This window comes from Rhodococcus qingshengii JCM 15477, assembly GCF_023221595.1.
GTDB classification, from domain to species: Bacteria; Actinomycetota; Actinomycetes; order Mycobacteriales; family Mycobacteriaceae; genus Rhodococcus_F; species Rhodococcus_F qingshengii.
Genome location: NZ_CP096567.1, coordinates 12,792 through 28,105 on the forward strand (window position 1 = coordinate 12,792; position 15,314 = coordinate 28,105).

Sequence of the window (15,314 nt, forward strand, 5' to 3'; positions counted from 1 at the left end):
CCTACAAATGCATGGCAAACAGCCCGTTCTTAGAAACCCTTGTCTGCACCGGAAGTCTCAGCTTAGTACTCTGCGTACGCGTCAGAGGAAAACAGGGTACATACAGATGTCCTCGACAGCGATCGTATGAGCGCATTTCAGATCCTCTCACCCCGCATACCGTGATCCGTGGACCACACGTTGCGCTTTGCAACGACACGATGTCCCCCGCGCGAAACTTCACAGGGCAGCAACGGTAGATGTCGCAGTTGCCACCGAATGCGATGGGGTTTGCATGCCCGTCTGACCTTAGAAACATTTGGAAGAGGTGGGTCGCGGATGTCTTGCCACAATTATTTGCGCCAACAAAGATCGTACGATCGGTTTCGAGGTCTACCCGCGCGTTTTTCAGACGCCTGAAGTTCTCAACCCGGAAACATTTGATGCGCATGGTGGTCTCCAGATTGTTGAGTTGCTGCGGTCTCAATAATGCGCCTGCTCATGCTGACTGGCGTCATCCTATGGCAACAGTTCACGAACCTTGAGGCGATACCCGATAAGCTTCCGCCGGCCAGATCGCGGCAGCACACGCATTGTGTGTCCCTCTCCATCACCCGCGAAGAAAGCAGCACCGTTGCACCTGGAACGAGGCGATTCCATACCCTTCAAAGTCTACGACGGTCGAAACCTGTTCTGGCCGGTCATTTACAGCAACTAGCTTCCACCAAAAACGCAACATAAACGAAATCTCCGACTACGCTGATTGAACGCGCAACCGGATTTCGATATGTCAGCGACATCAGGAAGCCAGATGCTCGCCGAATTCCCTCTGGGAGTTAGCGGCCCGAACAGAAACAGAGCAGGTCGAATGATGCTTGACTACACGGCCATTGACTTCGAGACAGCGAATTCGTACCGCGGCTCACCATGCTCGGTCGGTCTGGTCCGTGTCCGCGACGGAATTCCTGTCGAGGAATGCCACTGGTTGATACGACCGCCGGAACAGGTCGACCATTTCGACCACTTCAACATCGCACTGCACGGCATCACCCCAGAAATGGTGGCCACCGCACCCCGATGGAAAGACGTACTACCGGCCATCGTCGATTTCATCGCGGGCGACGTCGTAGTCGCGCACAACGCCGGATTCGATATCGGCGTCATCCGCTACGCCTGCGCCGTCGACAACATCGAATGGCCGGAGATCCAGTTCCTGTGCACGATGGTGCTTGCGCGTCGTGCACTGTCGCTACCGACCTACCGGCTGCCGTACGTCCTCGAAGCGCTCGGAGGGGTCATCGTCGACCACCACGACGCGCTCGCCGACGCTCGCGCCGTCGTCGATGTCGTTCGCGGACTCGCAACCGCCCAAGACGTATCGGACCTCGACGCGCTCGCCGCCACGGTCGGTGTCAGCATCGGCCGAATAGCCAGCGGCATATACAAAGGCAGCGTCGCGGCCTCCCCCAGCACAGGCGGTTCTTCCCCTCTCGTTCAGCCCGACCTCAACCCGAACGCCGATCCCGACGGCTATCTCTACGGCCGAGTGGTGGTGTTCACCGGAGCGCTGATGTCGATGACACGGCAGATCGCGTGGGAAGAATGCGCACGCGTCGGCGCCATCACCAACGAATCGACAACCAAGCGGACCAACGTACTTGTCGTCGGCGACATCAACCCTGCGGTCCTTCAGCCTGGCTCGAATATCACCGGCAAAGCCCGGAAAGCGTTCGAACTCCAGGAAAAGGGCCAAGACATCGAAGTGATGACGGAAGATGATTTTCTTCGCTGCCTGGGCGGGAAGCCCCTCGACGAACCCGAAATTTTGCTCTCGAACGAGGGCATCGACGATGCCGTTGCACCTGCACCCATTCCCAGTCGCCTCCGCATGGTCCCGATGGCTCTACGCCCGAAACCCCAACCGCCGAAACAACCAAAGCCCCCGAAACCGCCCAGGCAGCTTCGCCGAACACCAATTCCGACCACCCAGAGATGCTCCATCGACAACTGCACCACCACCGCGGCATTCAAAACCCGAACGAAACCGACCTGGTGCGAGCAGCACATCATCGAGCAACAACGCCGCGGCGGAATTTCGCCGTTGGAATCGTTCACTCACCCCGACGACTGGCAACTGACCGAATGCCTGACCTGCACCATCCAAGCGCACTACCGGTTCGAATACACCCTCGACAAGAACAAATACGACGAACCGACGTGCCGTGCCTGCTTCTGGCGAGGGTGGGCGGCGCAGTCCAGAGAAATGCACGGCGCGTGGGCCAAGGTGGAACCCGTTCCGTACGAAAAGGCCAAATCCGTTGCGGAAGAACACGGGTACGAGTACCTCGGACCGCTGACGGCGCCGTCGCTGCCCGACGACCCGCACCACGTACGCTGCCGTCGATGCGGACGGATCAGCGCCGAACGCCTCGGCGATATTTCATTCGGTTGCTCGACCTGCAAACCCCGCAACTAACACTTCCGACAGCGCCCCACACCATGGCAGTGACAGTGACGGCCCTCACCTAGAGTGAGACCGCCACTGCCTAATCCCTTCTCGTAGGAGTTCCTGTGACCACCGCACCACACACTTATCTACTTCCCCTCGCGGTGATCGACGAAGCCTCCGGGAAAATATGTATCTGGCACATCGACGTCGGGCCGGACGTCGGACTATCCCGCCTCTCCGGAGCATGGGTACTCGAACCTGACGACTCCGACACCATCGTCAACCTGATCCGGGGCCGGCACGTCGTGTTGTCCAACGACACCGACATCCTCACACGCGAAAACATCACCACCGCAGGAAAAGTCGACATCGACGCAACCGTCGACGCCGTCATTGCTGAACGTGATGCTTTGCAGGCCCGCTTCAACTCCCACGCCGCGACACGCAAGACTCTCGTGCCGCCGACGTGGCCGGAAATCGTACATCCGAAGCAAATCGCCGCTGCTGTCCCCCGCACCGAGAACATCATCGAGCAAACCGGAGACTCGTTCCCGCTGGCCCGAGGATTGAACGTACTCGCCCAAGCGTGGACGCAACTCGAGAAACAGCGACTGGCACGGCCTTTCCTCATCGAACCCGTCGGCCCGAATCCGCGACCATTGCCCCTGGTCCTGCGATAACGACTGCTGCGCTGTCGGCACTCGCAGAACCTCATCGATCACGACGTGCCGTGCACACGGCAGATTTGCGAAAATCGGCGTCCGGTTGCACTTAGCCGCTTGCCGGTCAACGAGGCGACTGATTCGCCGCACGGGTCGACCATAAACGGAACACCACCCACCGGACGGCCCGTACCGCACCACAAACATGCACCTTTGAAGGTGTGGAGACGCGGTTCGTTTAGACCGAAGTCACTATCGCCGATAAACTAGTGTTCGGCGATAATTGCAGTGAATGCAGAATCGAGTCGTGTATAGCCAGGCTGTGCGAAGTTCGAAAACATGGTGCCATGCAAGACCGGATTAACTATCTTCGACACGCTATACAGTTCCCAGCAGGGTGGAGTGTTCCGACGACTACTGCCGTCGATCTGGCACGCGCGAAGCGAAAGCTTGCCTGTGGTTGTATGACCAAATGTGGCTGGCTGCACTATGCGAGGCAACCCGTCATATGCAAAAGAAATCAACTGTCGGTTATGAATCGCTGACTCGAAGTCCATGGCCACTCCTCGGTAAGGTCCCCAAACATACCCTGCTATGACGCATTCCTGGACGGCGGGGCACATCTGATTGCTCCCACTGCTCTCACGCGGGAGGTGGAAGTGAACGCCCTCGATCAAACCTGTCGCTTTGAGCGTCACCAGCCACAGTCAATCTGGAATCGCAGTGATAAAACGAACCACGTAACAGAAATGGGGTGCCCGCGCGGATGGGCCGGCGAGCTGTTCTAGTCTTGAGCTCGCTGTCAGAATCTGTTGGCCGTTAACCATCCCCTATTCCCCATCGAACCTTCGTGCATCCCACCACAGCCCAATAGCCAGCCGCCGCGAGAAGTGCAGTTCAACAAAACTATCCAGGAGAATGTGTTGCGCATCAAATCTGTTGGCATCGTCAATTTTCGGTGCCTCGATAACGTTGAGGTTGATTTCTCGGAGATTACAACGTTCATTGGACCGAATGGGGCTGGCAAGAGCTCCGTTCTCCGCGCGCTGGATTGGTTTTTCAATGGCGGCAAACTCGACGAGCGCGACGTATGGTCCGGCCATATCGGATCGCCGAAAATTCGCGTCCGCGTCACATTCACTGATCTGACGGACCAGGATCGGGAGGCGTTGGGCCCCCGGTACGCTCCAGCCACAGCATCTACGTTCACTGCGTGGCGGACTTGGGAGTCCGGCGAAGACAAGATGAGCGGTCGCGCCGTCTCGTTTCCTCCGTTCGAAGTGATTCGGTCCGCGACTTCGGCGGCTACAAAGAAGACAGAGTACAACGCGCTCCGTGATGAACGTGAGGATCTTAACCTGCCGAAATGGACGTCGGCCGGCAATGTTGATGCGGTGATGGATGTTTGGGAGCGTGACCATCCTGATCGTCTTTCCGATACCGAATCCGGTGGTACGCACCTATTTGGGTTTAACGGACAGAACAAGCTGTCAGGACTCTTCGATTTCGTTTTAGTCACTGCAGACTTGCGCGCGAGCGAAGAGAGCAGCGATGGACGTGGCACCATCATCGGTCGAATCCTGGAAAGGACCATCGATCGTGGAGAGGCCGACGCCGAATTCGCGAAACTCGCGGATGAGATCGCGGGGAAACAAGCGGCCATCAATGCGGAACACCTCACGGGTCAGCTGGCAGATCTGGCGAAGAAACTCAGCGCCGAGGTTGGTTCGTTCACTCGCGGTCGATCCGTCAATCTACAAACAGTCGAGCCTGAGCTGAAACCGCAGTTGACTAAGATCAAGGTTTCAATTCAAGACCATCTGACGGAGACCGACGTCGAGCGTCAAGGGCACGGATTCCAGCGCGCACTCCTTATCTCAAGTCTCAAATTGCTAGCAGATCACGGTACCCAAGACGGGAGCAAGAGCGTAATTTGCCTCGCTATCGAGGAACCGGAATTGTTCCAGCATCCGACGCAAGCAAGAGCATTCGCCACGGTCCTTCGGGAGTTAGCGTCTCACCCCGAGAACAACCTTCAGGTCACCTACGCCACTCACAGTCCGTACTTCGTCGACGAGCGGTATTTCGATCAAGTTCGACGCGTGCAGCGGACGACGGATACGGATAGTGCCCATGCACAGGTGCAAATTCGCCATGCCACACTGGAGTCAGTTGTATCCAAACTGAATGGCTATGTGAAAGAAGACGTAGTTAATTCTCGCTGGAAACTCGTGTGCACAAGCCAACTCGCGGAGGCATTTTTTTCGAACGCCACTATCCTTGTCGAAGGAAACAATGATCGGGCAATTTTCGAAGGAATAGCTGCACGAACCACCCATCTATCGATAGACGGAATTACGATCGCAGCAGCGCAAAGCAAAGATCATTTATATCTACCACATGCAATACTCTCCACACTTGGAATACCGGTCCTCACCGTGTTCGATAACGATTCAGGATCCGATGAGCGCATGCGGTCGGGAAAGAAGAAACCGTCAGACATTAGGGCAACGACAGAGAAAAATAAAAAGGGAAATCGAAATTTACTCCGATATCTCGGATTAGTTGAGGAAGACCACCCTATTGGCCTCCTAGCACCACATGTCGTAGCAATCCCGGACACACTCGAAAGTGTTCTCACAAACGAGTGGCCGGAATTCGAGATCGAACGCCAGAAAATCGTCGACAACGGCCAAGGCGTGGACGGGAAGAACTCGCTCACATATTCGATTGCAGCCCAGAGCTGTTCCCACGACCCTACCGGAATCATTCTCAATGTGATTACAGCAGCACGCTCACTCATCTAGCGTAAACGAAAAATACCTCACTAGGACTCGATTGACATGCTGAAACAGTTCATGCCCGAAACATAAGTCGTTTATGTAAACTCGGATGAGGCAACCATCTCAAGCGACTGGACGATCATCCGTCTTCACACCGTCAAGGACGACCACGGAGCCACACAGGGCGGTTACGCCCACGTTCTGCTGAAAAGTACGGCACTGCTGGTGCGACCCGTCGGAATGCTGCGAGTATCAAACCCAGATAGATACCTGCGAGCACGGTCACTGTTGGAACGGAAGCGCAGTTGCGCCCGCAGGCGCTGTGACTAGCCATCCCGCAGGCGTAACGCACGGTCGAACTTCGCGGCCGAGATCTCGGACTTCGGGGGGTGCGAAAAGTTTTCCACCAACCCAATAGCCGCCCTTGATCAGTTGAGCGGGTGTCGCCGTTGCCTGATAGATGCCCTGCGGGATCTGATTCGGGGCCAGTACCGACAACTTAGGTGCCACTGCCAATGCCGACCCCCCGTTCGGTGGCACCGGCCTGAACACGTCGGTCGGTCCCTTTGATCGCGTCGCTACCTGACCCGGTGTTTCCACAATTCACTGTGTCGGCCTGAAGCCCCCCATCAGGCTTCGGGCCGAACACACTTGGCGTGACCGCGGACCTAGCCTGGAAACTCGCGTGCGACCTGCACAGCACACACCAGCAACCGCTTGGATCATCGCCGTGCCCCACCGCGCATCCCGACCTGGACCCATATCTCATGGGGAAAGAACTGAAAAACTCCAATCACGTTGGCCAGGCAACGATATACGCCTGATCGCCGCAGCAATGGGCATCAGTGTGGGCTCGTCGCAGACGATCGCGACATTCGCCCGGCGTTCTAGCCGTTGCGATGCATCCACTTGTGTGGGTCGGATTTTGCCGACAAGTTTGGCCGCAGCATGACCACACCCACACCCATGCCCAGCGCATCGCGATGCTTGCGGCGGCAGGAACACGATGGTGATGGCGACATTGACGTACGGCGAACGTATCACATTCGACGAATTCGGCTGGCGCAGAGCAAATTCTGGCTCAGCCGCGTCACTGTCGCACTCCTTCGGTAAGAACCGATGAAGACTCGAGGTACGCGAAAAGCGAACCTGAAAGATTGAAGCTAATTTCCGGTTAATTCCTCGATATTGAACCATGACGGTTGATATCCAGCGGTCGTGCACGCGGCGAGCGCTTGAGTGTAGGAGGTCATTGCATCAGTCACATCATTATCGGGAGCAAATCTTTTGTCAGCGGCGTCAGCAAAATGCTGCGCCTTACGATCCGCGTCTTGAATCATCTTTGTAATTGCTAGACGGATTTCTGAACTGGCTTCGTTGATGATTTTCGATCCGTCTTCATTTTCGCCGTTCGACGCTATCATTGTTAGATCAGTTAATTGTCGAGCGAGGGTAACTGCGGTCATCGAGGAATCTCTCCCCTGGAGAAGGTCTTTGTACGTCGCATAGATACCCAGCCCCCAGCGTTCCAGGCCTTCGTCACCGATGCATACGAGCCGGTCAACTTGCGATTCGGTCGACACTTTCGCGGGAGTTGAAGTGCTCGTATTTTTCGTACTACTCGAGGCCTCTGGTATCGCATTGGAACTTTCGGCCGAGCACGCAGTCAGCAACATACCGGCACAAGCGAGAGCTACTAGATGGCTGAACTTGATCACGGTCGTCCTTAGTGAATGGTGCTCACCAAATTGAGCGTTGGTCGATTCTGATTGCAAATTCAACTGCAATCAGACTGCACAATACCGTACAGTCGCTGGTCCGCTGCCAATTGCGGTCCGCTGCCAGTTGCGCCGTGCAGGAAGGACCTCGATGCGTTTATTCTTCCCTGCCGCACAAAGTCGCCGTCGGCACGGGCGCAAGTTCGCAACACTCAGGGCGGGTTAGCTAAATTCCATCGCAGTTATCGGGCTCTGTCACAATCAGCTCCATGACCGATTCTGACGCTCAACGCACCCGCCCGATTGCGGTCGGTTCTCGGGTCACCGTAATCCCGACACCCGGATCACGGACCGGCGTAACCGAACCGCAGGTCGGGGTCGTGGTCGACGACTACGCCGATACCGTGATCGACACCTCTGATCTGGGTCGGGACTGGGCGCCGGTGCTGCGGTGGGCGATCGCCCTCGACGACGGCCGTCTGGTTTTCGCCGCCGAGGGTGGTCTCGAGCCCGCCTGAATCCTTCCGTATCTCATCAAAGGAGATCACGGGATATTAGGGGCGCGACTAGTAGGCGTCAGTGCGAGAAGATGCTGTTCACTAGCTTTCAGTGTGCGGCGTCGAACGCATCGATGACCTCGGCTTTGATCCGCCCGCGCGGAGAGACCTCGAAGCCGTTGTTGCCGGCCCAGTCGCGGATTGCTTTGAGTTGCTCGGCGGATCGACCGGAACCCGACGCCTTGGCCGCGGTCGGCGTTTTCGTACGGGGCTTGCCGGTAGAGGAGATCTTCTCAGCGACCTTGATGTACGGAGCGAACACCGCTTCGATCTTGTCGGCATTGGCCGGGCGTAGATCGATCCGGTAATCAGCTCCCTGGTAGGAGAAGGTGACTTCGTGTCCCAATCCGGTGTCGATGGGTTTTCCGTCGAGATCGTCGATGAGTTGGCGAATAATGATTTCGGCCACAGGAATCCTCTTCGTTGTATTGCTGAATGAATATGGCGTTCATGTTATCTGCAGTATCTGATAATCCAGGACACTCCTGTTGTCCCCGGGCATGTCGTTACTTAGTGCTTGCGCCCCTCATGTTTTCGACGTGCCGGGTTGGTACGCCTGGGCGCGGGCGATACCGATGTCGTAGTCGTCGACGTACTCCCCCGTCCCCGGGCGTGTACATGCCTCCGACGCGATCGGGGACATACGCCATGAACACCACGTCGGGCCGACCGCCGTTGAATCGGCCGAACTGTTGATAGTCCCAACCGTCGGGTGCGTAATCATCGTTCCACGCCAGGCGCGCAACCGGGACGAACCCGGCATCGGCATACAGCGTCGGCAGGACGGTATCGAAGCAGTCCAGACGATGACCTCCCAGCCGGGTGGCCTGCCGGATCATCGACTGCACCGCCTTCGGGTGCGCGCAGTCCTTGTGCCCGAAGGCCGAGACGATTTCGTCGTCTTTGAGTGCGACGCCGGCCTTTCCATCGTCGGTGACCAACAATCGCACCTGCCGGTACTCGGTTTCCTCGTAGACGTGGACCGACGCCGCATAGGGATTTTTTCGAGTGAGCTCGAGCATCTGCTCGCGGTAGACACTCGCGTCGGCGGGGTCCAGTTCGTAGAGCGTGGGAGCGGACAATCCGCGCGCAGCGAAACGTGCGCGTTCCTCAGCGGAGAGGGTGTGGTCGGTGACCGGTTGGATCTGGCGGTCGCCTATCAGAAGCCGAAGGCTTCGGCTTCCTCGATCCCCCAGTCCGGAAAGCGCGCTTCGATCGCCTTGCGCTTGGCCTCCGGCAGTTCCGGACTCCAGCCGTACTGCCTCCAAACTTCTCGCGGCGTTCCTGCGTCATCGGTTCGTCCACCGTGTTCCCTCCTCTCGTTTCTCTCGTTGTCATTGCCCACACGAGTGCAGATCGATGACGATCGCCCCGCCCGCATACGTGCAACCGGTTCCCGACGGCGGCGGCGCCGGATCGAGGTCCAGCAATCCCCAACCACTGGACCGTGTTGTGGTCGAGGACTTCGCCGAGTCCGTCATCGACAATTCCGAACTACGGCGGACCGGGCGCCGGTGCAGCAGTAGGTGATCGCCCTCGACGACGGCCGCCTGGTCTTCACCGCCGAGGGTGGCCTCGAACTCGCCTCAACTTCCCTTTCTCTCACCCACAAGAGCCACCGGACTTGACGTGCTATTTGTCGGGCGTCAGTGAAAAAAGATGCTGTTCAATGCTTTTCAAGATGCGGCGTCGAATGCATCGATGACTTGGGCTTCGATCCGATCACGCGGACTACCACCTTCCACACACGCATCCGTGCATGCTCGCATCTACGCAAGCACGGATGCGCGCAGCCGTGCATGCACTCGCCGCAAGGCTGATCGAAGATGTGAAAAGCCCCGAGAGTTCACAGCGTCGCGGCGACAGATCCCAGCAGTTATTCCCCAACGGTTTCGTCAGCGACATTCGCCTGTTGGGATTCAGGTTTTCACTGTTTGGGCATACAAGGTGCGGGCGGCATTTTCGCGGGCGTGAGGCTGCCGCGCTGACCCACCAACCGACCGCTACGGCCGGAGGGTGGCAGAAGGAGAAGGTGCACCGTGATCAGTTTCGGTGCGCTCCGCTCACCGGCGTTCCGCATTCACACGCTTGCGCCGGTGAGCTTTCCGCTGACGACCGAGAACCACATACCCCCGCAATTGCAGGCAATGGACCGGGGTGTCGCCGTGATGGACGCGTTCTGAAGCCGCAATTCTTGCAGGCCAGCTGCCGGGCGCAAGACATCGCCCTCTCACCGGGAACCAGCAGGGAAGACGCAACGTTGCGCTTGTCGTTTAAGCCGGGCCGGTCTCGACGGCCACACAAGATAGGGGACCGACGAGACCGGGAAGACGCCGACAGCGGCATCAAGGCTTACACTTCGACCATACATGTAAACACCGCTATGCGGTTGGCGCCGCACCTTCAACAGTTCCCGGGCGGTTTATCTAGCGCCCTCGTTCACAGGGCGGGTTGGAATCAACCCGAGGACAGCGGACAGGGATAACGCCATTCCTCAAGCGCTTCCTGCAGCGATGAGTGTAAATCCGCTAGCGCCGACTAACTTGATAGTGTTGGCCTGGTGGCGGTTTCGGCGAAAGAAGCCTCGGCTCCGAATGGGTGTGACGGCGAAAACGTACCTTCTGTCCTCGCCGATGACGCAGGACGGCGTCGCGGTGATGGAATCGGTGTGTGATTCGAGTGTTTCCCAGAGAGCCGTAACTTCCGTGTGGAGCGCTACGAGGAAGTCTTCAGTGATCAGAGCTGTGGCGACGCGTTTTTCGAAGACGAGGTCACCGCAGGTTTGGTGGTTGGCAATGAAGGCTTCGACTCGAATTCGTGCTTCTCGAGCTGGTTCAGATCCACGCGCGCCGTAATGCTGGTAGGTCTCCCCCATCAGTTTTGGAAGATTATTCGTAAACTCCGTGGACTGTTTGCCGGCACTGCAACTGTGCACGTAAGTCCCTGTGGTCGGCGACTTTCCGGCTGCTGTTGCTTGTTGTTCGGCATCGCTGGTCATTGCATCCAATCTTAGCGGTCCGGCAATTTTTGAGTACTCGACCCTGGTCGACTAGACAAACTTTTCACTTCAGATCGTTATCGCAATTCGCAGGACCAATGGGCGGACTCGCGCGCTTTGCCGGCCCATCTCTCATAGTCCGAGCCGGGCGCGGACCGCGTCGATTCCGTCATCGTACGAGTTGACGTAGCGACCGGATCCGCGCTGGTAGCGCGAACCCGCCGATGCCGGGTCATGGGCCATGAAGACCACGTCAGGGCGACCACCATTGAACGCCGCGTATGTGTTGTAGTCCCAGCCGTCGGGGGCGTAGTCGTCGTTCCATTTCAATCGTGCGACGGGGACGAATCCCGACTTCGCGTAGATGGCAGGTAGAACGGTGTCGAAGCAGTCCAGCCGCCGCCCGCCTGCGGCGACGGCTGTTTCGAGCATCGAGTTCGCGGCGCCGGGATGGTTGCTGTCTCGGTGGGCGTAGAGGGAGACGATTTCGTCGTCTTTGAGCGCTATACCGGATCTGCCGTCGTCGGTCACGAGTAGCCGCATACCTGCGTACTCATAGTCGCTGTAGACATAGACGGAAGCTGCGAACCTGTTGCCATCACGCAGTGTTTCCATTTGGCGTCGGTATGTCTCAGCATCCCGCGGGTGCAGCTCGTACAGCTCCGGTGTGCTTTCCCCCAGACTGCGAAGATGCCGGGCGCGTTTGTCCTGCAGTCGATGCACTGCGACCGGCGTGATGTGCCGGTCGTCGATCAGAAGCCGTGGAACTTCGCCAGTTCGATTGCCGTGTCGTGCCACTCCTTCTCGATCGCCAAGCGCTCGACTTTCGGCAACTCCGGACTCCATCCCCACCGACGCCAGAACGCTTCGCGCTCTTCCTGCGTCAGAGTCGATATCTCGTTCGTCGCCATCGTTGTTGTCCTTCGGGTCGTCGTGGATGAAACCTGATGCTGCTCTAATCTGCTGCTCGCGTAGCGCTTTGCTCACTTGGAGGCGACGCTGCAGCTTTTCTCGCTTACCTGGATCGTCCTCTGTGCCGAGTTGGTTGCGCAACTCGGTTTGTCCGCCGGGGGTGGCGTCGTATTCGGCGGATCTGGCGTCGAGGTTCGCTTTCGCGGCGTCCAATCGTTGTCGGTTGCGGGTGATCGCCGGGTTCGCGTCGAACGATGCCTGGGCGGAATCGAGTCGCCGGTGGGCGCTGTCGAGGCGTGCTCGCACGTGTGGGGTGCAGCGGGGGCCGGGGTATTTCTGGCACATCTACCGCCTCCCCCGATCCGCCGCATCGACGAGGCGACCGAGCATGGCTCCGAGTTTTTCGGCGGCGATGTCGACGAGTTCGCCGTTCTCGGTGAGGTATTGGTCGCGGCGTAGTTCGATCATCACCGAGTACACGAGGGGATCTGTGCGGTAGTGGTCGAGTGGTACGTACGTACCACCGAATGGGGTGTTTCTGCCGATGTCGGTCAGGGGGTAGAACGCGGCGTGGGCAGCGTCGGTGAGCCATTGTGGGGTGTGGTGTGGGTCGGTGCCGATGCACAGCGTTGGGCGGGGCCCGTCGGTGTGCAGCTCGTACGCCGACGGCAGGGTCGGGTAAGAGTGGACATCGATGATCACGGCACGGCCTGTGGCAGCGATCCGATCGGTGACGAGATCGGACATCGCGGCAGCGTACGGGTGAAAGTAGGTATCGAGCAGCGCAGTTCGTGCGTCATCATCCTCGTTGCGGAGGACGGCTCCGTTGCAGGTTCGGGTGTAGACCGCACCGCGCCCGACGGCATTGAGTTCTTCGCGGTCGTCGGGGAATCGTTCAGGATCGATCACCAAACGGGAGAGGTCGTTGCGCAAGATCCACGGTGGGACACCGGTGGATCGGGCGGCGTGCTGCGCGATGACGTCAGTGTAGGCATCGGTGATCTCGTCCAGCTCTGCGGTGAGTTGAGCATCGGTCACGGTCAGTGACGAGCGGACCTCGCCGGGAATTGTGCGGGAGGCGTGCGGGACATGCAAGATGACGGGCGAGGATGAATCGCCTGCTATCAGTGTTCTGGGGTTCACGAAATCTCCTTGTCCGTGTGCGGAAGTGGTGTGGGTTTCTAGCTGATGACGTCGACGAACCACCGGCCGTCGATGTTTTTGGTGGTGATGGTCTGTGGGAACTGTGCAGGCTCGGCTCCGGGGCGCATCTCTGCAAGTGCGACGGAGTAGACATCGGTCGTGATTGGGGTGATCCGTACGCAGTGGGTTGTTCCTGTTGGGACTGTGTCGATTCCGGCTTGGATTTTCTCTGCCGGCGGCAGTGAGGTGTCGGGGGTGGTGAGTGCGCGGACCGCTGCTCCGGAGCGGGTGATGTAGTAGGCGTACTCGAATGCTGCGATGACTCCGGGGCCACTCTTCTGGTCACCGCGGTCCGTGCGGCAGGCGCCGGGATCTGCCTCGGAGGTGGGTTCGGCCACGAGTGTCTGCGGAGCGGTGTCCACGGGTTGATTCGATGCGCCTGACCCCTCTACGAGGTGCGCCGGCACGGTGTCGCCCTGGCCGGAGAGGATGCGCAGGAGGAACCACCCGAGCAGCGCGCCCACCACGATCAGGGCAGCTACGTAGCGCAGGTGAGGTGATCGAGAACGCTTCTGGCGCGGCGGTTTCGACACTTTGTCCGGTTGGGGCGAGGTGACACCTGAGGGCGTGCCGGTGCGTGTGGGCAAGGGCTCGCTGGCGAGTAGGTCGATCACTGCGGGGTGCCGGCTCGTGTTCTTCATCGCTGTTGCCCTTTCAGTGGTCGAGCCTGGTTCTGCGGTAGTGGAGGAAAGGTTCGGGGCGGGCGGCAAGTTGCCACCCGCCCCGAATGTCTCTGATCGAACGGGCTTACGCCGGAATGCCTGCTCCGACTGCGTCGCTGATCAGCGAGGAAGCCAGGCCAGGAGTGGCAGTGGTGAAGAAGTCCGTCAGTGCGGAATCGACTTGCTCGATGATCTGCTCACCTCCGGGTTGTGCGGCGACGAAACCTCGGACCTGCGCATCGATCGCAGGAGCGGCGGCAACGGTGTCTCGAACAGTGGCGGCGACGGCGCCGCCGACAGGTCCGGAGTTCTCCCACTCGGTGAGGATCTGCTGGGTCTGGGTGGTCACTGCGGGCCGGTCGACGTCGGGGATCTCGATGTCGACGGGTTCTCCGAGTTCGCCGGCCCCGTAGGCCGTTGCGGCGACAAAGCCAGCTGCTCCCCCGCCGAGCGCACCCGCGATGAACGCTGGAGCGCCTAATGCCAGTGCGCCGATACCCGCGCCTGCGCCGGTGCCGGCCAATCCTCCTGCCACCCAGCCGATGCCGGGGACGAAGACGTTACCCAGGCCCATTCCGATATTGCCGCCGATGGTGCCGCCGATCAACGCGCCACCCATCGCGAACGGCGCTGCAAGCGCTAATCCGCCGGTCAATGCGCCACCGGCGGCGCCGGCGACCTGCGCCGCGGACTCACGGCTTGCCTTGTCCACGGGAACACCGAGTGAATGCCAACCCGTCGCAACCATCGACTCGACAACGGCAGTGGTGTTGTTGGTCCGCTCGAGGTCGGCGTCGGAAACCCAGTTCGGCTGCGCCATGTGGAATGTACCGAAGCGGAGGGTGTCACGCGGAGCGATGATCGGCGCAATAATCTCGACCGGGCCGGGGAGGTGGAGCTGGCTGTAGTCGATCGATGTGGCGTCATCGGTGTTGTTCGGTGCTGTGTAGGTATTGGCGTCGTAGTCCCAGTTTTGTAGCGGCTGATAGGTGATGTTCTGGTACTGCGGGGGCGGGGCGACCCAGTAAATCGGCTCGGTTTGAACCGGCGCACTCGCAGCAGGGGGTGGGGCGGGTTCGGTGGTCACACCGGACTGGCCGCCGCCACCGGCACTGATGCCGGCCTGTCCCCCGCCGTCGGTGATCCCTGCTTGGCCGGGGGCTGCGATCGCTGGCGGTGCGAGGGCAATACCTGCGGCCACTGCCGCCGCTGCAAGCACGGCGACGGCGGCGTGACGGCCTGCTGTCTGTCCGCGACGGCGGCCTCCCTGCTGTGCGCGGCGCGTTGCTCGGTTGCCTGCGGTGATGTCGACATTCATGGTGAAGCCTTTCGTGAGAGCGGGATTCGAGTTGTGTGAACGTAGTGCGCGAAACAGAGCTTCGCTGCGCGGA

General features: G+C 59.3%; 15 protein-coding genes. 5 read left to right on the top strand and 10 right to left on the bottom strand.

The window, feature by feature from the left end; translation table 11 throughout:
* Position 1: 1 nt before the first annotated feature.
* The gene (locus M0639_RS35115; RefSeq protein WP_082893280.1) at positions 2 to 430 is read right to left on the bottom strand and encodes an AAA family ATPase; all 429 of its coding nucleotides are present in this window, start codon (positions 428 to 430) and stop codon (positions 2 to 4) included.
* Between the two features lie 417 nt (positions 431 to 847).
* Between M0639_RS35115 and M0639_RS31060 the strand changes: the two genes are divergently transcribed.
* From M0639_RS31060 to M0639_RS31070, 3 genes are all read left to right on the top strand, one after another.
* A complete protein-coding gene (locus M0639_RS31060) occupies positions 848 to 2,455 on the top strand; it encodes an exonuclease domain-containing protein (RefSeq protein WP_197486211.1) in 1,608 nt (535 codons plus the stop codon).
* A 95-nt stretch (positions 2,456 to 2,550) separates the two neighbouring features.
* Positions 2,551 to 3,108, top strand: coding sequence for a hypothetical protein (locus tag M0639_RS31065; RefSeq protein ID WP_064075236.1), 558 nt, complete (start codon positions 2,551 to 2,553; stop codon positions 3,106 to 3,108).
* 905 nt (positions 3,109 to 4,013) lie between these two features.
* Entirely contained in the window at positions 4,014 to 5,897 is a 1,884-nt protein-coding gene (locus M0639_RS31070) for an AAA family ATPase (RefSeq protein ID WP_064075249.1), read from the top strand.
* A gap of 1,139 nt (positions 5,898 to 7,036) precedes the next feature.
* Here M0639_RS31070 and M0639_RS31075 read toward each other — a convergent pair.
* Positions 7,037 to 7,591, bottom strand: coding sequence for a hypothetical protein (locus tag M0639_RS31075; protein ID WP_152688099.1), 555 nt, complete (start codon positions 7,589 to 7,591; stop codon positions 7,037 to 7,039).
* Positions 7,592 to 7,860: 269 nt separating this feature from the next.
* Between M0639_RS31075 and M0639_RS31080 the strand changes: the two genes are divergently transcribed.
* Positions 7,861 to 8,109: a hypothetical protein gene (locus tag M0639_RS31080; RefSeq protein WP_054801566.1), complete on the top strand. Its 249-nt coding sequence runs from the start codon at positions 7,861 to 7,863 to the stop codon at positions 8,107 to 8,109.
* 88 nt (positions 8,110 to 8,197) lie between these two features.
* On the opposite strand, the gene M0639_RS31085 is transcribed toward M0639_RS31080, so the two are convergent.
* From M0639_RS31085 to M0639_RS31095, 3 genes are all read right to left on the bottom strand, one after another.
* The gene (locus tag M0639_RS31085) at positions 8,198 to 8,557 is read right to left on the bottom strand and encodes a histone-like nucleoid-structuring protein Lsr2 (RefSeq protein WP_064075235.1); all 360 of its coding nucleotides are present in this window, start codon (positions 8,555 to 8,557) and stop codon (positions 8,198 to 8,200) included.
* A 97-nt stretch (positions 8,558 to 8,654) separates the two neighbouring features.
* Positions 8,655 to 9,416 carry a hypothetical protein gene (locus tag M0639_RS31090; protein WP_231915239.1) on the bottom strand — a complete coding sequence of 254 codons (762 nt, stop codon included), beginning with the start codon at positions 9,414 to 9,416 and terminating at the stop codon, positions 8,655 to 8,657.
* A gap of 66 nt (positions 9,417 to 9,482) precedes the next feature.
* Positions 9,483 to 9,629: a hypothetical protein gene (locus M0639_RS31095; RefSeq protein WP_156525078.1), complete on the bottom strand. Its 147-nt coding sequence runs from the start codon at positions 9,627 to 9,629 to the stop codon at positions 9,483 to 9,485.
* Between the two features lie 558 nt (positions 9,630 to 10,187).
* On the opposite strand from M0639_RS31095, the gene M0639_RS31100 reads away from it, so the two are divergent.
* Positions 10,188 to 10,331 (top strand): hypothetical protein, encoded by a 144-nt coding sequence (locus tag M0639_RS31100; RefSeq protein ID WP_156525077.1) that lies wholly within the window; start codon positions 10,188 to 10,190, stop codon positions 10,329 to 10,331.
* A gap of 311 nt (positions 10,332 to 10,642) precedes the next feature.
* Here the strand turns inward: M0639_RS31100 and M0639_RS31105 are convergent, their stop codons facing one another.
* The 5 genes from M0639_RS31105 to M0639_RS31125 all read right to left on the bottom strand — a co-directional run bounded on the left by M0639_RS31105 (position 10,643) and on the right by M0639_RS31125 (position 15,241).
* Positions 10,643 to 11,146 (bottom strand): hypothetical protein, encoded by a 504-nt coding sequence (locus M0639_RS31105; protein ID WP_152688101.1) that lies wholly within the window; start codon positions 11,144 to 11,146, stop codon positions 10,643 to 10,645.
* Positions 11,147 to 11,278: 132 nt separating this feature from the next.
* On the bottom strand, positions 11,279 to 12,403 hold the full coding sequence (locus tag M0639_RS31110) for a hypothetical protein (RefSeq protein ID WP_231915238.1): 1,125 nt from the start codon (positions 12,401 to 12,403) through the stop codon (positions 11,279 to 11,281).
* Positions 12,404 to 13,201, bottom strand: a complete 798-nt coding sequence (locus tag M0639_RS31115; protein WP_064075248.1) for an N-formylglutamate amidohydrolase — start codon at positions 13,199 to 13,201, stop codon at positions 12,404 to 12,406.
* Between the two features lie 38 nt (positions 13,202 to 13,239).
* Positions 13,240 to 13,902: a DUF8176 domain-containing protein gene (locus tag M0639_RS31120; RefSeq protein WP_064075233.1), complete on the bottom strand. Its 663-nt coding sequence runs from the start codon at positions 13,900 to 13,902 to the stop codon at positions 13,240 to 13,242.
* Positions 13,903 to 14,008: 106 nt separating this feature from the next.
* Positions 14,009 to 15,241, bottom strand: coding sequence for a hypothetical protein (locus tag M0639_RS31125; RefSeq protein WP_064075232.1), 1,233 nt, complete (start codon positions 15,239 to 15,241; stop codon positions 14,009 to 14,011).
* Positions 15,242 to 15,314 lie beyond the last annotated feature (73 nt).